The sequence below is a fragment of the Marinobacter sp. SS5-14b genome, assembly GCF_030541005.1.
GTDB lineage: Bacteria > Pseudomonadota > Gammaproteobacteria > Pseudomonadales > Oleiphilaceae > Marinobacter.
In genome coordinates, this window is the sequence record NZ_JASSVM010000002.1 from 767,406 (window position 1) to 788,500 (window position 21,095).

A 21,095-nucleotide genomic window follows, 5' to 3' on the forward strand; every position below is an offset into this window, starting at 1 on the left:
CAACGGCCAAACAATAGATTTATACCCGAGAGTCTAGCTGCTTTGGCGGGGGCTGACGCCAAAATGCTGGCGAATCCGGTCCGCCACCGCTTCCGCTACATGTTCCTGATCGGTATGCAGGTGAATGGTGTGGGTCTTTTCTTCCGTGGTCAGCGGTTCAAACCAGTGCTGCTGAGCGTCCAGAAGCTCCTCGGTGGCTTCCGATGCGTCGCCCTGGCGATTGCGCACCCACGCCCGTCGAAGGTCTTCCGGCGCTTCGGTGTGGAGCAGTGCGAAGGGGACGGCCTGGTTTTCGGCGACCTCGGCAAACTGAGAGCGCTCGGCTTGCTTCAGACTGGCGGCATCGATGATGACGGACAATCCTGAAGACAGAAGCTTTTCAGCCAGTTGCGCCAGGTGCTGATAGGTTTTTTCGGTGGCTTCCGGGCTGTAAAGGTCTGTGCCCAGGCCGGATTTACTGTCATCCAGAGGTCCCAGGCCATGCAATCGTTTACGTTCGACATCGGAGCGCAGGCGGATAAGGTCCAGTTCGCCTGCCATCGCGGCGCTGACGCAGGTCTTCCCAGAGGCAGAAAGCCCGGTGGTGGCCAGCAGGTAGGGATTGGGGATCAAGCCGTAATCTTCCGCCAACTGAGCGTAATCTCTGTAGCGCTGCATCAGTTCTTCGCGCTCACTTTCGCTGAGGCTCGGATTGCCCATGGTGAACAGTGCAATTTTGGCGCGTACCATCGCCCGGTAGGCTTTGTAGAGCGGCAACAGCGCCAGACCTTCAAAATCACCCCGGTGCTCCAGATAGGTGTTAAGCACCAGATTGGCCATGACGGATTCTTTTCGGGATTCAAGATCCATCAGCAGAAAGGCCAGGTCATTGATGACATCAATGAAACGGAACGGCTCGTTGAATTCGATGCAGTCAAACACGGTCACCTGATCGTGGAACACGGTGATGTTGGCCAGGTGCAGGTCTCCATGGCACTCCCGTACCAGGCCATCAGCGCGACGGTTGGCAATCAGGTCCCGGTGGCGCTCGAAAGTGGTGCGGGTCCAGGCTTCGAGGGCGTCCAGCTGGTCAAGCAGGGCTTTGTCATCCAGTAGCGGACGGATCTGATCAAAGTTCTCCTGCATGGCGGCATAAACCGCCTCGGGGGTGCCCAGTGGTTTGTCGTCTGCAACCGGCGGCAGGCTGTCATGGAACTGGGCCGCCTGGCGGGCGACGCTGCTGAGCAGTTCGGGCGTCAGGTCGCCCCGTTCCTGGCGCTTGTCGAACAGTTGATCCTGGTCGAACTGGCGCATGCGGATGGCGTATTCAAAGGGCTCACCCTCGCCGCCGATGCGCGGTTGTTCGGGGCTTCCGGTGATCGGCAACACGTCCAGGTACAGCTCGGATGCGAGGCGGCTGTTGAGTCTGAGTTCTTCTTCACAGAACTGCTTTCTGCGTTCCAGGGTGGAGAAGTTCAGAAACCCGAAATCCATGGGCTTCTTGATCTTGTAGGCGTAGTCGCCAGTCAGCAGTACCTGGGAAATATGGGTTTCGATAACCCGGAAATCCTTCACCGGATGATCGTACAATTCCGGGTTCTGCAGTGCTTTAACCAGTGTATCCGGCGCGTTGTCGCTCACGTTGTGCTCCTGGGTTCCCTGAACTCGTTGATTTTGTTTGGCCTATCATAGCGGGCAGATTACAGAAATAACACACAACAGACCTGCCGGTCGCCTGCTCGGCTTCGTTATAATCCGGCGATGAGCAAATCATCTACTCCCCGTAAAAAATCCCAAAAGCCACAGTCCAGGAGCCGTCGTTCGGGCCTGTGGCGCTTTTTGTTCCGTGTTGCTCTGCTGGGCCTGGTGGTTCTGGCAGGCTGGATGGTGTACCTCGATGCCGTCGTGACATCGCGTTTTGAAGGTCGGCGCTTTGAAGTGCCATCCCGCGTGTATGCGCGACCGCTGGAACTGTATGACGGCGCCAGTGTCAGCGCGGCTGGCCTGGCAAGGGAGCTTGCATTAGCGGGCTATCGTTCCGGTGACGGCGTGAAGGTCGGCAGTTATCGTCGTTCGGGTGGCCGGTTTGTGATCAGCACCCGTGGCTTTGTGTTCCCGGATGGTGAAGAGCCCCGGCGCAGGCTCTCACTGGTGGTCAGCGGCGACAAGGTGCAGTCGTTTTCGGTGTTATCGGGGCCTGAATCTTCGATCGTCCGGCTGGAGCCAGCTCAAATCGGTGGTATTTATCCGGCTCACCGGGAAGATCGGGTCCTGATTCGACTTGATGAAGTGCCCGAGTTGCTGCCCAAGGGGCTGATGGCGGTGGAAGATCGCGATTTCTATGACCATTTCGGCCTTGCGCCGCTGTCCATTGCCCGGGCTATGGTGGCCAACATCAAGGCGGGCGGAATCGTTCAGGGTGGCAGCACCTTGACCCAGCAACTGGTTAAAAACCTGTTCCTGACCAGGGATCAGACCTTGATACGTAAAGGTAACGAGGCCTTGATGTCGGTATTGCTGGAGTGGCATTACGAAAAAGACGACATTCTCGAAACCTACATGAATGAAGTGTATCTGGGCCAGGCGGGCACTCGCAGTATTCACGGGTTTGGCCTGGCCAGTCAGTTTTTCTTCGGAGAACCATTGAAGGATCTGGATACGCACCAGCTAGCCTTGCTGATCGGTATGGTAAAAGGCCCCAGCTACTACAATCCGAGGCGTCACCCAGACAGAGCCATGGCTCGGCGGAATCTGGTGCTGGATGAGATGGCCGAAGCCGGCCTGCTGGCTGACCAGGAACTCAGGGTGGCAAGGAGCAAGCCGTTGGGCGTTAGCGCCAAGCCATCGTTCACGGATAATCGTTACCCGGCCTACATTGATCTTGTTCGGCGGCATCTGGCTCGGGATTACCAGCAGGAGGATTTGCAAAGCGAAGGTCTGCGGATTTTCACAACCCTGAACCCGGCCGTTCAACATGCCTCTGAAACGGCGGTCAGTAAAACCTTGCCCAGGTTGCCGGGTGCCGACATGCTGGAAGCGGCGTTGGTGGTTACCGCCAAAGACACGGGCGAAGTGCTCGCCCTGGTCGGTGGCAAAGACACGGACTTTGCGGGCTTCAACCGTGCCGTGGATGCGCGCCGGCCGATGGGCTCTCTGATCAAACCTTTCATCTATCTGGCCGCGCTGGAGCAGCCGGAAAAGTACACCTTGATAACGCCGGTGAAAGATCAGGCCTTCACGCTGGAATTTGATGATGGCCGGTTGTGGCAGCCCAAGAACTTTGACCAGGAAGAGCGGGGCGAGGTGCCTCTGCATCTGGCACTGTCGAAGTCTTACAACCTGCCGGCGGTCCGGATTGGTCTGGACGTTGGTATTTCGAGGGTTCAGAGCCGATTGAGAGCTTTCGGGGCAACCGGGCCGATTTCCGATTATCCGTCCATGCTGCTGGGGTCGGTGTCTCTGGCGCCGGTTGATGTGGCCCAGCTCTACCAGGGGCTGGCGACGTCCGGCTTTAACACGCCGCTGCGAACCATTCGTGAGGTGACTGATGCGAACAATGAACCTTTGTCCCGCTACAGTCTGAAAGTAGATCAGGTTGCAGACCCGGCGGCGGTGCATCTGGTTCAGTACGCCATGCAGGAAACGATGCAAGAGGGCACGGGCCGTTCTGCCTACTACACGCTGCCGGAGCGCCTGTCGCTTGCCGGCAAAACCGGTACCACCGATGATGGCCGGGATTCCTGGTTCGCCGGGTTTAGTGGTGACCTGCTCGCAGTGGCCTGGGTTGGTCGGGACGATAACGGGCCGACGGCGCTCACCGGTGCCTCTGGCGCCTTGCCGGTGTGGTCTGCGATGATGGCGCAGATTCCCCAGCACGGTTTTTCGCCGGTTATGCCGGATGGCGTGCAGTATCACTGGGTGGACGCAGAGGCTCAGGCGCTGACCGGTGAGCAGTGTCAGAACGCCAGGCTGATGCCATTTATTACCGGCAGTGAACCTAAAATACACACCGGGTGCGAAGGCGATTTTGGCCGACAGATACGCAGTTGGTTTGAAGGATTGTTCAGATGAAAAGAGTAACACTAGCCCAAGCCGTCAGCTTTGCGATAGTGCTGAGCCTGGCCGGTTGTGCCGCAGGCCCGGGCGGCGGTTCTATCTATGTGCCTATGGGCGGAGGTGAACAGCCGAAGGCTCCGGAGCCGCCCAAAACGTCCGAGCCGGACTCGGAGCCGCAGGTATGGCGCAAGAGTGAGCAGCCTGCGGTGAGTGAGCCGGAGAAACCCGCCCGCTCACCCAATTACCGGGAAGCGGGGGATGAATTACCCGCGGCCGCAGTGGCGCTGATCCGCGATGCCGATCAGCGCCTCAGGGAAGGCGATTCGGCAGGCGCAATCAGCCGCCTGGAGCGGGCACAGCGCATTGCGCCTCGTTCAGCCGAGGTATATTTCAAACTGGCCGAAGCCTATGTCGCGGGTGATAACCTGGGCGCAGCCGAACAGTTCACTCTTAAGGGCCTGTCGCTGGCTGGTAACGATTACCGCATGCAGCGGTCTGGATGGTTGTTACTGGCGGATATCCGCAGGGCGCGGGGCAATGTGGCTGGGGCTGATCAGGCGGAGGATCGTGCCCGGGCACTTTGACGAATGTGCAGAGGCCATCCCTGGCCTCTGCGTGATCGTGCAATCTGATCAGGGTTGCAGAGGGATGGGGTCAGCCACGGTTGTTTCGCCGGAGACCACTTCAACAAACTGGGTGCCTTCGAATTCAATGGTCTCATCCGTTTCATTGTCGTCCAGCTGGCAGCTGTAACTGACGGTGTACTGGCCTTCGGTGAGGAATGCGGCTGTCCACTCATAGAGCGTGCCCGTTTCCTGGGCCGTGACCGGAACCACCATCAACGGGTTAATGCCGTCACGATTGACATTCAGGTCGACCGGTTCAGCTCCCGCTCCTTCAAACACGTACACAGCACCCGAATAATCCGGGCTGCAGTCCGCTGCCTCGGTATCGTCCAGCCGGGCTGAGTTGATCTGGGCGTAGTCGACCACGCCTTCCAGCTGGCCAACCTCCAGATTGTTCACCAGTCGCAGCACCGGCTTGAGCATGAAATTTGCCAGGGCATTGCCCTTGGGATCGACGATGGACTTGCGGGCGTCAAAGTCGATGGTGAAGCTGGTGCTGCTGTCTGCTGCGACCACAAAGTCGCCTTTCAGCTTCAGGCCGCTTTGCTCACCGGAGGGCACCGCCAGGGTGAAGCGGGCATCGCCTTCTGACTCTTTGGTTACCCAGGAGTTTTCGGTATCGATGATCAGACGGATTTCGTTGTACTCACCCGCCGGTACTTCTTCGTTGCTGATCAGTGGCTCGGTGACCCCGCCCTGGAGTGTCAGAAGGTCAATTGTGCCGGTTTCTTCAAGGTTGTATTCCAGCCATTCGCCGTCGGCAGGTTTGAGTCGAATGGCGTTGAAAGTAATATTCACACTGCTTAAATCCATGGCTGGCGCGTCGGTCAGCCCTACAGACAGCGTTCCGGTTTGTCCTGACAGGCTTCCGCCGCTGTCACCGCCGCAGGCCGCGAGAGCACCTGCGAGGGCGGAGATTGCGAATACTTTTGTTGAACGCTTCATAAATCCTCCAGAGAATATCCTTTCCGATTTCAGTCCGGCGCTGAGATCGCCAGTACGCATTTCACGCCGGGCAAAGGCAGTGGGTTCCCTGATTCTGATTAACATTTGCACATGTTTTGGCCATAATGTTTGGCAGGTGCACGGCGGGGGAGCCTGATATAGACTGCCCGCTTCTGAAACCCACGATCAGGCAGTTTGTTCTTGGCCATCCTTCCATTTCGACCCTCTGCTCAAAAACGCTTCCAGCGCCTTGTGCAACCGCACTTAAAGGTGATGCATGCCTTTGCCTATCGGCTAACGGGTAGCCATCAGGATGCTGAGGATCTGGTACAGGATGTTGTGGTCAAGCTTTACCCGAAGCTGGATGAACTGGAATCGGTGGAGCAGTTGCGCCCGTGGCTGAACCGGGTGTTGTACCGCCAGTTCATCGATTCTGTGCGCAAGAAAAACCGCCAGGCTGACCGGCCGGTCAGCGACCTGATGGCGGCCGATAGTCAATCGGAGTGGCTGGATACTCTTGAGTCAGACAGTCAGTCGCCGGAGCTTGAGCTCAATCAGACCCGTCTGGGCCCGATGCTGGACAAGGCGCTGGCTCAGCTTTCTCCGGACCAGCGCACGCTGTTGCTGCTGCACGATGTGGATGGCTGGCGCCAGGAAGATGTTGCCGAGGTGCTGGGTGTGCCGGTGGGAACGGTAAAATCCCGCTTGCACCGGTGCCGGGCCAACCTGCGAAACTTTCTTCAGGAATGCATGGAACCGGAACCCGGTTCCGGGCGTCAGGAACTGTGAGGTGATGACTATGTCCTGTTCGCAAATTCGATCACAATTGTCTGACTTGGTCAGGAATCAGCTGGCTTCCGGGGAGGCGCAGCAGGTGCGCGCGCACCTGGAACACTGCCAGTCCTGTGCCCGGCAGGCAGAGATCGAAGCGGTCCTGAAGGACGAGCTGACCAGTCGCTATGCGGTACCGGCCGCTTCGGCGGATTTCGAAAGCCGGGTGTTGGCTGCGGCATCCGGTTCCGGTCAGGGCCGCAAGGTTCACCTGGCCTGGGGTGGTGCGGTAGCTGCCGCCCTGGTGCTCGGGCTGATGCTGGGGCGTGGAATGCCGGACCCTGAGCCGCAACTGGCCAGTGAGCCGGCACCGGCGGAGCTGAGTGATGGCCCGATGCCGGAGCCTGTAGACAGAACGGTACGGCTGGCCTTCACGGCTGGTGAACCCCTGGATGATGTCACGCTTACCCTGGCGTTGCCGCCCCATGTGGAACTGTCCGGATTGCCGGGCCAGCACCGGGTTAGCTGGCAGGTCAGCCTTGAACAGGGCGATAACGTGCTGGCCCTGCCCCTGAAAATCCTGTTTCCCGGTGCCGGTGAGCTGATTGCAGAACTGGATGCCAACGGCCGACAGAAGGTGTTCCGGGCGGTTGTACCCCAGCATCCCGGCAACAGTGTGCCCAATGAGCAGGAGGAGCCGGCAACATGAGCATTCGTAAAAACATAACGTTTGGCGGTTGGCTGCTGACCACCAGTTTGCTGGTTGTGGCGCCCCTGGCGGCGGCGAATGACCTGGATGTCACCATGCGTATGGTGGAAGACAGCGAAGACCTGACCAACTCGGTTACCCGCGAAATCCGCCTGCCGGAGTTGCCGGTGTTGCAGCGCAAGGCAAGCGACCAGGGACAGGCTCGTCCGGATGCTCCGGGGCGTGAAGTGTCAAAAGATGCCCGCGAGCGTGGCCGTGACTTTGGCCAGTCAGTATCTGAACGGGCCAGGGAAGCTCGGGAAAAAAAGCCGGAACCGGCAATTGACCGGCTGCCACAGCCGGCTCTGGATGCCCGTGAGCGCAAGCCAGATATGCCGCCACAATCGTCACGTCCGTAATTTCTCACTTATGGTAACCTCGAAACCCTGACAGCCCGGCCTTGCCCGGGCTTATCTGCTAATCATTAGCCTCGGGGTTTCCTGTTGTTCAGATTCCTGCTTGTTCTGAGCCTGCTGGCACTGTCCGGTGCTGCCTGTGCCAGTGACGATACCTCTGCCGGACACGCGATGACCGCCGGTATCGAACAATTCCGCGAAGGCAATTACCCGCTGGCCCGGGAGCACTTTGAGCGCTCGCTGGCGCTGGGTGCCGACACGCCCGCACTCCGCTACAACCTGGGCGTGGTCTGCTACAAAACCGGCGACTATGCCGCGGCCCGTAATCATTTTTCGACGTTACTGAATGGCGACAGCCAGGCCCTGGCCCAATATAACCTCGGATTGGTGGCGCTGGCTGAGGGCCAGCCCGGACAGGCCCACGACTGGTTTGGCCAGGCGGCAGCCGATGACGCACCGGATAAAGTGCGGCAGCTTGCGGAGCGCCAGCTTGTGGACCTGTCAGTTCAGAACAACGCTTCCCGGCAGCAGTCCATGTTGGCCCGACAGGGCTATATCTCTGCGGGTCTGGGCTACGACAGCAACATGGCCGGGGTGCCCGAGGATTCACCCAGTAATCGCGGCAGCGCCTTTGCCGAGCTGGTGGCGGCTGGCAGCCTTGGCTACCAGGCGACGGAGCGTTGGCGACTGGTTTGGGATGGCGTGTTCTATGGCCAGGACTATCACCACGACAGCGACTATGACACCTCGGTACTGCAGGCTCGGATAACCGCTTTGCAGGTGGTCGATGTCTGGGAACTGGGAATACGGGCGGGCGGCTCCCGGGCCTGGCTCGACAGCGACGAACTGGAAACCCGGGCCGGGCTGGCGTTACTGGCCCGTACCGATGCCTGTGCTGGGGCGGCCCTGTTGCACGGTTGTTCCTTTGAGCTGGCGGCAGAGCAGGTAAACGGCGGCCCCGGATATAGCGCCTACGCTGGCCAGTGGTATCTGTTTGAAGCCCGGGCGGACCGGACCCTTGCAGGCTGGTTGCTTGAGGGTTTCTACCGCTGGGAGTCCAACAACCGGGACAATTTCAGCCAGGAAGGCTATGTGGTGAATGTCTCGCCACGCCACCATGAAATCGGCATCGAGGCGATATACCCGTTACACCCGGATTTGCTGGTAGGCGCAGAGAGCGCGCTGCGGCACAGCCGCTATGACTCACCACACCAGTGGCTGGAACAGGATGTGTTGGTGGAGCGCAGGCGGAAGGACACCCGTCTGGAGTTGGGGCTGATGGCGGAATACTGGCTGAACCGGCAGTGGCTGGTGCGCAACCAGTGGCTGTATCGCAACCAGGACAGTGGAATTGACCGGTATGACTACGACCGGCATACGCTGACGGTCTCGCTGGAAGGGGTATTCTGAAAGCAACAGGTTGCCCCGGCCCGATGATGACCCGGGCCGGGACTGATTGCTTACCCGTTACAGGGTAGCCATCACCTTGCGCGCAGCGGCGATGGTGAACTCGATGTCTTCTTCAGACAACGCGGCACACACAAAACCTGCCTCGAACGCAGACGGTGCCAGGTACACACCTTCGGCCAGCATGCCCTGGAAGAACTTCTTGAAGCGCTCTACGTCACACTCCATGACCTGGTCAAAGCGGGTAACGTAGTCTTCCTTGGTAAAGAAGAAACCGAACATGGCGCCGGCGGACTGCACGGTCAGCTGAATGCCTGCTTCGTCTGCTGCAGCTTTGAAGCCGTCCCGCACCTTGTTGGTCTTCTCGATCAGTTTGTCGTGGAAGCCGGGCTCGGAAATGGCGTTCAGGGTGGTCAGGCCGGCGGTCATGGCCAGCGGGTTACCACTGAGGGTGCCTGCCTGGTAAACCGGGCCCAGCGGAGAGATGTGCTCCATGATTTCCCGCTTGCCGCCGAAGGCGCCGACTGGCAGGCCGCCACCGATTACCTTGCCCAGTGCGGTCAGGTCCGGGGTGATGCCGTAGTAACCCTGGGCTCCGCCGAGGGAGACCCGGAAACCGGTCATCACTTCGTCGAAAATCAGTACGGTGCCGTGCTCGTCACACACTTCCCGCAAACCTTCCAGGAAGCCGGGAACCGGCGGGATACAGTTCATGTTGCCGGCCACCGGCTCGACAATGATCGCGGCGATCTGGTCGCCGATGTCTTTGAAGGTCTCCCGCACGCTGTCGATGTCGTTGTAGGTGAGGGTAATGGTGTGCTCGGCCAGACTGGCCGGGATGCCCGGGGAGTTGGGCACGCCCAGGGTCAGGGCGCCGGAGCCGGCTTTCACCAGCAGCGAGTCCACGTGGCCGTGGTAGCAGCCTTCAAACTTCACGATCTTGTCGCGGCCGGTGTAGCCGCGGGCCAGTCGAATGGCGCTCATGGTGGCTTCGGTGCCGGAGTTGACCATGCGCACCAGCTCAATGGACGGTACCAGTTCGCACACTTTCCTGGCCATGTCGGTTTCGATGGCGGTGGGAGCGCCGTAACCCACACCAAGGTCGACCTGGGCGTGCAGTGCCGCTTTGATGCGCGGGTCCGAATGACCGAGGATCATCGGGCCCCAGGAGCCGATGTAATCGATGTAGCGCTTGCCGTCTTCGTCGTAAAGGTAGGCGCCTTCGGCATGGTTAAAAAACACCGGGGTGCCGCCCACGCCACGGAATGCCCGCACCGGAGAGTTAACGCCGCCGGGGATGTATTTCTGGGCCTGTTCAAACAGCTCTTCAGAGTGAGTCATGGTTAGCTCCTGTTAATTGGAATGTGTGAGTAACGGGTGGTGCAGGGCGAACAGTTGGCAAAAGGTTCTGGCCCTGGCTTCAATGTCTTTCGGGGTTCCCCCGAACAGGCCGCCCACCACCGCAAGAAGGTCTGCGCCTGCGCGGATCAGCGGCTCTGCGTTGTCTGTTGTAATGCCCCCGATTGCAGTAACGGGCAGTGAAAACACTTTTGCTTCGGTCAATACGCCCGGCTCTGCTTGGGAGGCACCCGGTTTGGTGTCGGAGGTGTAAAAGCGGCCGAAGGCCAGGTAGTCAGCACCACTGATTGTTGCTGCGCGAGCCAGGTCCAGGCGGTGGTGGCAAGTGATGCCAATAATCGCCTCAGGCCCCAGCAGGCCTCTGGCTTTTTTCAGCTCCCAATCCTCCTGGCCCAGATGCACGCCATGGGCGCCGACCCGGTGGGCCAGTTCCGGGTCATCGTTAATGAGCAACGGTACGCCCGCGTGACGACACACACTGGTCAGGTCTGTGGCCTGGCGCAGCCGCTCGGCGGATGTGGAGCCCTTGTCCCGATACTGCACCAGTACCGCGCCACCGGTCAGCGCGGCCTCGACCGCCTGCAGCAGTTGATCTGGCGGGGTCAGGCGGTTGTCGGTGATGGCGTATAGCCCGGCCCGGAGATTGTGCTTCAACGCTCCCACTGTATGCCCCGGTCCGGAATTCGCTGTCCCTGGCCAATGGTGAGGGCGTTCAACAGCGTCCGGTGTACGTAATTCTGAGCCTGGGAGATGGCCGCCCTGGCCGACAAGCCGCAAGCCATCCCGGCCGCAATGGCCGCGGCCAGTGTGCAGCCGGTTCCGTGGAATTCGTTGCGGCCGACCCGCTCCACTTCCCAGTGCATGGGTTCTGGCGAGTGATTGTACAAGGTATTGATGATGTGAATGCCCGTGCCGTGTCCGCCTGTAGCGAGTACCGACCGGCAGCCAGCTTTCAGGAGGTTGGCGGCGGCCTGGTCTTCGTTGTCACTACTTCCCAGCTGAACCAGTTCAACGCCGTTAGGGGTAATCATTTCTGCTCTGGGGAACAGCTTTTCCTTCATGGCCCGGACCAGTTCGTCATCCGCAAGGTCACCTCCGCCGGCGGCTTTGATCACCGGGTCGACAATCAGTGGTACGTCTGGTCGGCTTTCGAGGAACTCCATCAACACATCCACGACGGCGGCATTGCCCATGGCTCCGGTCTTGATCGCGTGAACCGGGATGTCCCCGGCCAGGCACCTGAGTTGCTGGCGGATCAGCTCAGCGTTAACGGCTTCAGCGCCGTAGACGTTGTTGGTATCTTGCACCGTCAGGCAGGTCAGCACCGGTAGAGGATGGCCTCCGAGCGACGTTATGGCCTGAATGTCGGCCTGAATGCCGGCGCCACCAGAAGGGTCTAAACCGGAAAGCACCAGAACGCGGGGACGGGTGTAGCTGTTAATAATTCGCCTCCTCAGAAGGGTTTCACAACGGCAAGAATAACCACGGCCAGCAGAATGAATACGGGCAGTTCGTTGAACCAGCGGTAGAACACATGGCTGCGGGTATTGTGGTCGTCACGGAAGACCTTCACCAGATGACCACAATAGAAATGATAGACAATCAGCAGTGCCACCAGCACCAGTTTGGCGTGCAGCCAACCCTGGCTGAAATAGCCGGAAACATTGTAGCTGAGTAGCCACACCCCAAATATCACCGTGGCAATCATCGACGGGGTGGTGATGCCACGGTACAGCTTGCGTTCCATGATCTTGAAACGCTCCTGCCCCGGCTTGTCCTCACACGCGGCGTGGTACACGAAGAGCCTGGGTAAGTAGAAAATGCCGGCGAACCAGCATACCAGTGAAATTATATGAAAGGCCTTGACCCACAGCATCCGTCAGCTCCGTCGGTATTGGTAGTAACTTTCTATGTCTGATTGAAGAACGACACCATAAACCCGCTGGATCATTGGGGCCACATGGCGTTGTACGTATAGTGCTTCGGCCTGGGTGCTCTCGAATTCGTTCAACGCTTCTTCCAGTGTTGCCTGATACTGGACCGGTGCCACGTCACGCCGATTCGCCGGAATCTGCATCAGGTCAAGGGTCTCTGGTGGCTCAACCCCCTCTTCGGTCAGCTGTTTTGCGGTATCTTCGAGATACCGGGCAAGGTCGACCGCGGGCAGAAGCGAAGTTGGCCCGTTGCTGCCGTCAACCAGCAACCACTTTGGCTCCGAAGCAAGTGCCTTGCGGGCCTCCTCAATCGTGAGTTCACGTTCTATCCGAAGAATGTTGCGATCCATGATGGCGCCAACAGAAACTCGCCTGAGCGCCTGTATGACGGGTGAGTTCTGATAGCTGAGCCCCTGGCTTTTAAGGATGGTCAGAAACAGCGATTTTTTGCCGAACGCTTCGCTGGTGACCAGGCTCGCCGTAGTGATAATCAACATGCCCGGCAGAATGATATTCGGGTTGCGGGTCAGTTCCATCAGCGCCATCAAAGCTGCCAGCGGTGCCTGCAAGACCGCGCCCATCATCGCACCCATGCCCAGCATTGCGTAAAAACCAACGGATGACGCCGTGTCGGGAAACATGGACGCGCCCACCAGACCCATGGCGCCGCCCAGGGTTGCACCCATAAACACGGTTGGGCCTATTACCCCGCTGGGCATGCCCAGGCCGATGGATATGCCGGTGATCAGAAGCTTGGCACTGGCCGCACCGATGAGCAGCCAGAAACCCAGTTCACCATGGATGGTCTGGTCGACCGTGTCGTAGCCGATGCCCATGGTTTCGGGAATGAATATCGCAAACGGTACCATGATCAGCCCGGCAACACTGATACGAAGAAGGACAGGGCGGTGGTGATAGCGCCCCATGCTGTCGACCAGGTGAATAAATGCCGCGGCGGCAATGCCGATGATAACGGCTATGGCCAATATCCAGGGAATTTCCAGCATGGAGTTCATCGTCAGTGCCGGCACACTGAACGCTGGCTCGGAGCCGTAAACCAGTTGTGTAACTATGGCGGCGCTGACGGCTGCGAGAATGATGGGTGTAAACCCGGCAATGGTGTATTCCATCATCACCACTTCCATCGCAAAAATCACGCCCGAGATTGGCGTATTAAACGAAGCTGAAATGGCTGCAGCGCAGCCACAGGCAACCAGCGTTCGAATGCTGTTATTGGGTAGCCTCATCCACTGGCCAAGCAAGCTGGAAAAGGCCGCGCCCAGATGCACTGCAGGGCCTTCACGGCCCGCCGACTGGCCACTGACAACCGTCGTCACGCCTGCGACAAACTGCACCACGGCGCTTTTGAATGAAATGTAGCCCTGGTGGTAGTTCAGACGTTCCATGATATGCACGATGCCCACTTTGCGATCATGGATGGCCAATCGGTGCATAAGAAGGCCGAGCCCCAAAGCTCCGGCAAGAGGCAGCAGGCCACGGGTAATGATGTCCAGATGCTCAAAACCTTCAGAGCCGACGCCGGGCAAAAAGTGTTCTAGCGGCCATTCAATCGCAAGCCGGAACAGGAGAATAACGGCGCCGGTCAAAATTCCGGACAGTAATCCCAGTACGGCTAACTGGGGCAGGGCATCGACACCGGAGAGTTTGCGCCGGAAAACGGGGATCAGGTTTTCCGTAATCTGTTGCCTGATGTTACGCATATGCGCCGGGTTCCGGTTGGTCGAACGGTACATTCATAGAGTTTCGGTCAACATTGTAACCTTGGGCCTGCTGGCTGCAATAAGTCCTTGGTTTATCATGTTAGACTACCGCTGAATTCTGACCAGAACACGTTGGAGAACAGAGTGATTAAAATAGGCATCGTTGGTGGTACCGGGTACACGGGTGTGGAGCTGCTCAGGATTCTGGCGGTTCACCCGGAAGTCGAGGTGAAGTGCATCACCTCCCGTTCAGAAGCCGGTATGCCGGTTGCCGATATGTACCCCAATTTGCGCGGGCATTTCGACCTCGCCTTTTCAGAACCCGATCCGGCCATACTGGCTCAGTGCGATCTGGTTTTCTTTGCGACCCCCCACGGTGTAGCGGCGCGCATGGTGCCTGAGCTTATGAACTCAGGCGTGCGGGTGGTGGATCTTTCAGCCGATTTCCGTCTCAAGGATCTGGATGTCTGGGCGAAATGGTACGGCATGCCACACGAGAGCCCTGAATGGGCAGAGAAAGCCGTTTACGGCTTGCCGGAAGTGGCCCGCGCGGAAATCCGACAGGCACAGTTGGTCGCCAACCCGGGTTGTTATCCGACCGCCGTCCAGCTGGGCTTCTTGCCACTGCTTGAAAACAGTCTGGTAGACGTGTCCCGGTTGATTGCCGATGCCAAATCCGGCGCCAGCGGTGCTGGCCGGCAGGGCAGTATTGGTATGCTGCACGGTGAAATCGGTGAAAGTTTTAAGGCGTATGGTGCCTCCGGTCACCGCCACTTGCCCGAGATCCGTCAGGGCTTGAGCCAGGCTGCCGCGGGTGGTGTTGGTATTACGTTCGTGCCCCATCTGGTGCCAATGATCCGGGGTATCGAGGCGACACTCTATGCCGAACTGTCTGATCCCGAAGACTTTGATCGTCTGCAGTCTCTCTATGAGAGCCGGTATCGGGACGAGCCGTTCGTTGACGTTATGCCCTTTGGCAGCCACCCGGAAACCCGAAGTGTTCGTGGTGCCAATTATTGCCGAATGGCACTTCACCGTCAGGAACAGAGCAATGTTGTGATCATCACCTCGGTGATCGATAACCTGGTGAAAGGCGCGGCCGGTCAAGCGGTTCAGAACATGAACATCATGTTCGGACTGGACGAAACCCTGGGGCTGCGCGCTCCGGCCTTACTGCCCTGAGGGGGGATGTGTGAGCGAAGCGCGCAAGCCCTCTGAAGAGTATGTTGTTATCCGGCACAGGCCAGGCTATCGCCTGCGCCGGACCCTGATTCTGCTCACCTTCACGGTGGTGGCGGCGGTGGCGGGTTACCTGGCAGGGATGGCGCAGGGTGGCTTCCGTTTTTCGTCAGCCGAGGCCTCCAATGACCAGTTGGTGCAGGAGGTAGATGAGCTGCGCGAACAATACCGCAAAGCCCGGCAGAATCTGGTGAATCTCGATCGGGGCAGGGCGATTGATGAGCAGGCACTCCGGGAAGCAAGAAATGCCATCGTAGGTCTCGAAACGCGGATTTCCGAGCTGGAGGCGGACCTGACGTTCTACCGCAACATCATGGCGCCCTCAGAGACCAGTAAAGGGCTGCAGGTGGACAGTTTCACGCTTGTGCCCGCTCGGAGCGATGGCACCTACGGCTTTAAAATGGTGTTGACGCAGGTCGGTAACAACAATCGATATATTGCAGGACTTGTTGCGGTCAACGTGATTGGGACTTTAGGTGGTGAAAAAGAGGTCATCGCTCTGCGGGATCTGTCAGAGGACATTGAGGATCTCGGCATTAAATTCAGGTTTCGCTATTTTCAGGATATCGAGGGCAGTCTCAGTTTGCCGGATAAGTTTGAACCCCTTGAGATTCAGGTAGTCGCCCAGGCAGAGGGGCAGAAGGCATCGCAGGCAGAGCGTACCTTCGGTTGGCAACAATTGACGGAGAATTGACATGCTGGGTAAGAAAAAACAGAAGCCGCGCCGTGCGTCCGGCCATTTCGATACGCTGATCTCAGCGCGCACCACGATTGAAGGGGATGTGCGCTTTTCCGGTGGCTTGCACGTAGATGGCAAAATTAAGGGGCGAGTGATTGCGGAAGAAGGCAGTGATGCCGTGGTTCGACTGTCTGAAGTGGGTGAGATTACCGGCGATGTGATCGCACCTCATATCATTATTAACGGTAGCGTTAACGGGGATGTGCGCTCATCTGCCCACCTTGAGCTGGCAGAGAAAGCGAGCATCACCGGAAGCGTATACTATCAGCTGATCGAGATGGCTGTTGGGGCCTCAGTGAATGGTAACCTGATTCGTCAGAAAGAGACGGGCGGCCTGCTTTCTCACGAAGCAAACATTGCTAGTGAGGAGGATGCCGGAGATGAGGGAAAGCCCGAATAGTTGACTGTTTTACTCGGGAATAACATAATCTCAAGACGATCCAATAATGCCGGAGGCAAACCTTGAGTGTAGTTCAGCAGCAAATGGCCACACCGCTGTTTTTCAGTGACAGTGCCGTTGCCAAGGTGCGCGAGTTAATTGAGGAAGAGGAAAATCCGGGCCTCAAGCTGCGCGTTTTCGTGACCGGCGGCGGCTGTTCCGGCTTTCAGTACGGATTTTCTTTTGACGAAAATCAGGAAGAGGACGACACGGTCGTTGAGCGAGACGGCATCAAGTTACTGGTAGATTCAATGAGCTATCAGTATCTTGTGGGCGCCACTATTGAGTATCAGGAAGGTTTGCAAGGGTCTCAGTTTGTGGTCCAGAATCCGAATGCCAGCTCAACCTGCGGCTGTGGCAGCTCGTTCTCGATCTGACTTCAGGCTGGGTAAATCGCTCCCAAAACTCTCCTCCCGGTAGCGCCGGTAACTTCCGGCACATTTCCAGGCAGGCCTTTAAGGGTCTGCTTTGCCAGCCAGGCAAAAGCAACCGGCTCAACCCACTGCGGGTCCAGTCCCAGTGCCCCGGTGGTGGTCAATGTCACTGAGCCTAGTCCCAGTCTTAACTCGTTCATCAGCAACGGGTTAAACGTTCCGCCACCACAGGCATAGACAGTCATGTCGGCAGACTCCTGGGGCAGCTGTTGCAGAACCGTTGTGACGGTCAGTTGCAGGAGGGTTCTTTGAACGTCTTCTGGGGCGAGGTCAGGAAACCGCTGAAGGTGCGTGCGAATCCAATCAATGTTGAAACGTTCTTTTCCGGTGCTTTTCGGTGCCGGTTTGGTGAAATAGGCGTCTGACAGCATGCTGGCCAGAAGTTCAGTGTTGGTTGCCCCCTCACTGGCCAGGTGTCCGTGGTCATCGAAGTGGCGACCGGTCTGATCCAGGCACCAGGCATCGAGCAGGGCGTTGGCCGGCCCGGTATCAAAGCCGATAATCGGCTTGCGATTACCTGCCGGCAGCCAGGTAATATTGGCTATACCTCCCAGGTTCAAAATGCAGCGGTCTTGCTCTTCTGATTCAAACAACCATTTATGAAAGGCCGGTACAAGCGGCGCGCCCTGGCCGCCAGCGGCTATATCCCTGCTTCTGAAATCAGACACGGTTGTGACACCGGTTGCTTCGGCTATAAAGGCAGCAGAACCAATCTGCATGGAAAAAGGAGCCGAACCGGAGGGTTGGTGGCGCAACGTTTGCCCGTGACTGCCTATGCCCTGAACATCCTTAGAGGAAATGCCGGAGCGTTCAATCAGCTCTGATGCCGTACGTGCAAAATGTTGCCCGGTCAGGGTGTCCAGCTCACCAAGCTCGTCAGGATCAGCCTGATTTCTCGTGGCCATGACCAGGCGATGACGGAGGTCGTCCGGGTAAGGTAGAGAGTGGGTTCCGTGTATGCTGAGGCTTTGAGCTTCGAAGGACACCAGCACGGCGTCAACGGCGTCCATGCTGGTGCCTGACATCAGGCCAAGCCAGTAGTGCATGCTCAGTTATCCGAAGCGAGTGCCAGGTGCTGGCTGCTCTCGCGGAACACGTTAAACTGAGCGATTCTTTGGCCGGTGAATTGCTTGAAGCGCGCCACTTCGGAACTCGGGATCGGCTGAGCGTCGGGCAGTTTTATGGTGCGAGAGTTCTTGGCAACACCGTTCACACGAAACTCGTAATGCAGGTGGGGGCCTGTAACCATGCCTGAAGAACCGACGTAGCCAATGGTCTCACCCTGCTTGACGCGAGTACCATTCTTGATCCCTTTGCCAAGACGAATCATGTGTGCGTACAGCGTTGTAATGTTGTCACCATGCTGGAGCACAACGGTACGACCGTAACCACCTTTCCAGCCGGCAAACTTCACGCGACCATTTCCGGCAGCTTTGATGGGCGTGCCCGGGGGTGCCGCATAATCAGTGCCTTGATGGGGGCGGACTACGTCGAGCACCGGGTGTCTGCGTTGCAGATTGAACGGCGAGGATACGCGCGCATTAATCGGTACCCGCAAGAATGCCTTCCTCATGCTCTGACCTTCCGGGGAGTAGTAGTCGCTTTCACCGTTAGAGTCTGTGTAGAGCAGGGCAATATTATCTTTGCCCTGATTTACAAATTTTGCCGACAGAATGCGTCCGGTATTGAATTTCTCTCCGTCGATATAGAGTTCTTCGTAAACGACCTCGAACCGGTCGCCTTTACGGACATCGTAGACGAAGTCTATGTCCCAGCCGAAAATGCCGGCCAGCTCCATGGTAAGTCTGTCGTCGAGGCCAGCGTCTCTCGCTGCCAGATAAAGTGAGCCGTCGATCACGCCCGACGCAAACGCAGGCCGAATCTCGGGTTCCCGAATGACAGTCTGCCCCTTGTACCCGGACTCTGTCTTTTCAATCTCCAGGGATTCGAGCAGGCTGCGTTGTAGTTGAACTGCAACGAGATCTCTTTGTTCATTCAAGCCGAACCGAATATCTTCGCCTGCGTAAAGCCGCTGGAGCTTGTTAGCTTCGCCTTCGCCATGAATGACAGACAGCATGACGCCATCATTGAAGCCCGCTTTTTTGAACAGGGATGACAAGGTGTCGCCGGACTTGATGCTGAATTCCTGCCAATCAATTTCCGGCGTTGCAGGTGTCACCGGCTCGGCCTCGGCGAGGGTTGTCTCGTTGGCGGAGGCCGCTGTATGGGACGAATGTCCGTCCGCCTGGTTGGAGTCTTGTTCACTCAGCGCATGTGATTTCACCGGTGCACCTGAGACGGTTCCCTGCTCAAGATCAACAGAGTAGGACATGCGCTTGGCTTCAACGTCTGCGCTGGGGCTCATAAGCACAGCCGCCGTGACAACAACCGTTGCGGCGGCGGCGAGTGTGATATGTAATTTGGGGAAAGTTTTAAGCACTCTGCTCACCCATTTTAATCTGTATTCCAAGTATTTGTGTCGGCTAATTAAAGCGCCTGATCAAGTATAGACCAACAGATTACCGCATATAAATGAAACAGGACAGTATTCAACATTACCGTTGCTGCTACCGGCGGTCGTACAAAACAGGCCACCGCTGGTATAATCTCCGCCCTGTATCTGCGCGGGTTGGTCAAAAACTGATCGCGTACACTTTACCAAGGGCGCCTGTAAATCGCAGATTTCTTTTGTAGAACTGTGTAACTGGCTGCGTCCGTTTGCAGTCTAAATTGGGGACAAAGGGTTCATGGCACCATTAGATGAAGCGTTGGCTATTATCAAACGCGGAATTGACGAGCTGATTCCGGAAGGCGAACTTATTGAAAAGCTCAAAGAAGGGCGCCCGCTCCGTGTAAAGGCCGGGTTTGACCCGACGGCACCGGATCTTCACCTTGGCCATACCGTGCTTATTAATAAACTGCGCCAGTTTCAGGATCTCGGTCATGAGGTAATTTTCCTCATAGGAGATTTCACTGGAATGATTGGTGACCCGACCGGCAAGAGTGCTACGCGCCCGCCACTCACCGAAGAGCAGGTTCGTGAGAATGCCGTCTCCTATAAAGAGCAGGTGTTCAAGATTCTTGATCCCGCAAAAACTCGAGTTGTATTCAATTCAGAGTGGATGGGGAAAATGACGGCGGCGGACATGATCAAGCTGGCAGGCCAATATACTGTCGCGCGAATGCTCGAGCGGGATGATTTTACCAAGCGATTCCGCTCAGAACAGTCCATCGCTATTCATGAGTTTCTCTATCCGCTGGTTCAGGGTTATGACTCCGTGGCGCTCGAGGCGGATATCGAGTTGGGCGGAACCGACCAGAAGTTCAATCTGTTGATGGGTCGTATACTACAGAAACAGTATGGCCAAAAGCCGCAAGCTATTCTCACCGTGCCAATTCTGGAGGGGCTGGATGGCGTTCAGAAGATGTCGAAGTCTCTGGGCAACTATGTCGGTGTCAGCGACGCACCCGGTGAAATGTACACGAAGCTATTATCAATGCCCGACGAGCTTCTTTGGCGCTATTTCGAGCTCCTAAGTTTCAGGCCGATGGATGATATTGAAGGCTACCGTGCTGCGGTTAAGGCAGGGGCCAATCCGCAGGACTACAAGAAGATCCTGGCAGAAGAGCTGATTGCGCGGTTCCATGATGAAGAAGCTGCGCAAAGTGCCCATAAGTCTGCAGGCAACCGCGTGGCCTTGGGTGAGATTCCGGAAAACGTGCCTACGGTGGAGGTTTCTCTGGAAGGGCAGTCCGAGATACCGATGGCTGCGGTTCTTCGTCTTGCCGGCCTTGTAAAAAACGGCGCCGCAGCGCGGGATGTTCTGGGGCGCGGTGCTGTGTATCTGGACGGTGCGCAATTTGACGGTGACCGTAAGCTGGTTAAGGGCGACGACTGCGTGATCCAGGCGGGTAAAAAGAAGATAGCCCGTGTGGTCATTGTTGACTGATATAAGGTGGCCGGGTTGCCAATTTGAACTTTTTTCAGATTGGCCGTTGACACCAGGTCTGAGGTCTGTAGAATGCGCATCTCGCTTGAGGGGCAGCCCGCTGAAACGGGTCAGAACTTAAGCGATAACTGCTTGAAAGGCTTGAAGAAAACGTTTCAAAGATTCTTCGAAAAAGCGGTTGACAAGGTGGCGGTTCAGTGTAGAATGCGCACCTCGAATTAGCAGTAAGCCGGTGAGTTTTTCGGCGGTTTTCGGAAGCGGAAACAGCGAAAAATAAACGGTTGACAAGGTAGCGGAACGATGTAGAATACGCCACCTTGATTGAGCAACAGCTCAAACGCTCTTTAAAAAGTTGACCAAGTAATTCGTGTGGGCGCTGGCCGAGGTATTTC

Annotated in this window: 20 protein-coding genes; 11 read left to right on the forward strand and 9 right to left on the reverse strand. The window is 57.5% G+C overall.

The annotated features are described in order from the left end of the window. Window positions 1-33: 33 nt before the first annotated feature. Window positions 34-1,620: a bifunctional aminoglycoside phosphotransferase/ATP-binding protein gene (locus tag QPL95_RS07480; protein ID WP_303290360.1), complete on the reverse strand. Its 1,587-nt coding sequence runs from the start codon at window positions 1,618-1,620 to the stop codon at window positions 34-36. A 120-nt stretch (window positions 1,621-1,740) separates the two neighbouring features. Here QPL95_RS07480 and mrcB point away from each other — a divergent pair, with 120 nt between their 5' ends. Continuing rightward, window positions 1,741-4,050: a penicillin-binding protein 1B gene (gene mrcB / locus QPL95_RS07485; protein ID WP_368389730.1), complete on the forward strand. Its 2,310-nt coding sequence runs from the start codon at window positions 1,741-1,743 to the stop codon at window positions 4,048-4,050. After that, window positions 4,047-4,619 (forward strand): tetratricopeptide repeat protein, encoded by a 573-nt coding sequence (locus tag QPL95_RS07490; RefSeq protein WP_303290362.1) that lies wholly within the window; start codon window positions 4,047-4,049, stop codon window positions 4,617-4,619. Before mrcB ends, QPL95_RS07490 begins: the two co-directional genes overlap by 4 nt. A gap of 48 nt (window positions 4,620-4,667) precedes the next feature. Here QPL95_RS07490 and QPL95_RS07495 read toward each other — a convergent pair whose 3' ends face one another. Continuing rightward, window positions 4,668-5,606 carry a DUF4382 domain-containing protein gene (locus tag QPL95_RS07495; protein WP_303290363.1) on the reverse strand — a complete coding sequence of 313 codons (939 nt, stop codon included), beginning with the start codon at window positions 5,604-5,606 and terminating at the stop codon, window positions 4,668-4,670. 252 nt (window positions 5,607-5,858) lie between these two features. Between QPL95_RS07495 and QPL95_RS07500 the strand changes: the two genes are divergently transcribed. From QPL95_RS07500 to QPL95_RS07515, 4 genes are all read left to right on the forward strand, one after another. Continuing rightward, window positions 5,859-6,395, forward strand: a complete 537-nt coding sequence (locus QPL95_RS07500) for an RNA polymerase sigma factor (RefSeq protein ID WP_303290364.1) — start codon at window positions 5,859-5,861, stop codon at window positions 6,393-6,395. 10 nt (window positions 6,396-6,405) lie between these two features. Continuing rightward, entirely contained in the window at window positions 6,406-7,086 is a 681-nt protein-coding gene (locus QPL95_RS07505; RefSeq protein ID WP_303290365.1) for an anti-sigma factor, read from the forward strand. Continuing rightward, a complete protein-coding gene (locus QPL95_RS07510; RefSeq protein ID WP_303290366.1) occupies window positions 7,083-7,484 on the forward strand; it encodes a hypothetical protein in 402 nt (133 codons plus the stop codon). The genes QPL95_RS07505 and QPL95_RS07510 overlap by 4 nt, the downstream gene beginning before the upstream one ends. Before the next feature lie 84 nt (window positions 7,485-7,568). Then, window positions 7,569-8,891 carry a tetratricopeptide repeat protein gene (locus tag QPL95_RS07515; protein WP_303290367.1) on the forward strand — a complete coding sequence of 441 codons (1,323 nt, stop codon included), beginning with the start codon at window positions 7,569-7,571 and terminating at the stop codon, window positions 8,889-8,891. 57 nt (window positions 8,892-8,948) lie between these two features. Here the strand turns inward: QPL95_RS07515 and hemL are convergent, their stop codons facing one another. Genes hemL through QPL95_RS07540 form a run of 5 tightly spaced genes read right to left on the reverse strand, consistent with a single transcriptional unit; the run spans window position 8,949 to window position 13,902 of the window. Next, entirely contained in the window at window positions 8,949-10,229 is a 1,281-nt protein-coding gene (gene hemL, locus QPL95_RS07520) for a glutamate-1-semialdehyde 2,1-aminomutase (RefSeq protein ID WP_303290368.1), read from the reverse strand. Window positions 10,230-10,241: 12 nt separating this feature from the next. Beyond that, a complete protein-coding gene (thiE, locus tag QPL95_RS07525) occupies window positions 10,242-10,910 on the reverse strand; it encodes a thiamine phosphate synthase (RefSeq protein WP_303290369.1) in 669 nt (222 codons plus the stop codon). Further along, window positions 10,898-11,659 carry a hydroxymethylpyrimidine/phosphomethylpyrimidine kinase gene (locus tag QPL95_RS07530; RefSeq protein WP_303290370.1) on the reverse strand — a complete coding sequence of 254 codons (762 nt, stop codon included), beginning with the start codon at window positions 11,657-11,659 and terminating at the stop codon, window positions 10,898-10,900. Before QPL95_RS07530 ends, thiE begins: the two co-directional genes overlap by 13 nt. 41 nt (window positions 11,660-11,700) lie before the next feature. After that, window positions 11,701-12,123: a protoporphyrinogen oxidase HemJ gene (hemJ, locus tag QPL95_RS07535; RefSeq protein ID WP_303290371.1), complete on the reverse strand. Its 423-nt coding sequence runs from the start codon at window positions 12,121-12,123 to the stop codon at window positions 11,701-11,703. A gap of 3 nt (window positions 12,124-12,126) precedes the next feature. Continuing rightward, a complete protein-coding gene (locus tag QPL95_RS07540) occupies window positions 12,127-13,902 on the reverse strand; it encodes a chloride channel protein (protein ID WP_303290372.1) in 1,776 nt (591 codons plus the stop codon). 144 nt (window positions 13,903-14,046) lie between these two features. Between QPL95_RS07540 and argC the strand changes: the two genes are divergently transcribed. The 4 genes from argC to erpA all read left to right on the forward strand — a co-directional run bounded on the left by argC (window position 14,047) and on the right by erpA (window position 16,696). Continuing rightward, window positions 14,047-15,084, forward strand: a complete 1,038-nt coding sequence (gene argC / locus QPL95_RS07545) for an N-acetyl-gamma-glutamyl-phosphate reductase (RefSeq protein ID WP_303290373.1) — start codon at window positions 14,047-14,049, stop codon at window positions 15,082-15,084. A 10-nt stretch (window positions 15,085-15,094) separates the two neighbouring features. Beyond that, entirely contained in the window at window positions 15,095-15,835 is a 741-nt protein-coding gene (locus QPL95_RS07550; RefSeq protein ID WP_303290374.1) for a DUF6776 family protein, read from the forward strand. 1 nt (window position 15,836) lies between these two features. Continuing rightward, window positions 15,837-16,280 (forward strand): polymer-forming cytoskeletal protein, encoded by a 444-nt coding sequence (locus tag QPL95_RS07555; RefSeq protein ID WP_303290375.1) that lies wholly within the window; start codon window positions 15,837-15,839, stop codon window positions 16,278-16,280. 83 nt (window positions 16,281-16,363) lie between these two features. Further along, a complete protein-coding gene (gene erpA, locus QPL95_RS07560; RefSeq protein WP_303290400.1) occupies window positions 16,364-16,696 on the forward strand; it encodes an iron-sulfur cluster insertion protein ErpA in 333 nt (110 codons plus the stop codon). Window positions 16,697-16,698: 2 nt separating this feature from the next. On the opposite strand, the gene QPL95_RS07565 is transcribed toward erpA, so the two are convergent. Beyond that, a complete protein-coding gene (locus tag QPL95_RS07565; protein WP_303290376.1) occupies window positions 16,699-17,799 on the reverse strand; it encodes an anhydro-N-acetylmuramic acid kinase in 1,101 nt (366 codons plus the stop codon). A gap of 2 nt (window positions 17,800-17,801) precedes the next feature. After that, window positions 17,802-19,193 (reverse strand): OapA family protein, encoded by a 1,392-nt coding sequence (locus tag QPL95_RS07570; RefSeq protein ID WP_303290377.1) that lies wholly within the window; start codon window positions 19,191-19,193, stop codon window positions 17,802-17,804. A 307-nt stretch (window positions 19,194-19,500) separates the two neighbouring features. Between QPL95_RS07570 and tyrS the strand changes: the two genes are divergently transcribed. After that, entirely contained in the window at window positions 19,501-20,703 is a 1,203-nt protein-coding gene (gene tyrS, locus QPL95_RS07575) for a tyrosine--tRNA ligase (protein ID WP_303290378.1), read from the forward strand. The last annotated feature ends 392 nt before the right edge of the window (window positions 20,704-21,095 follow it).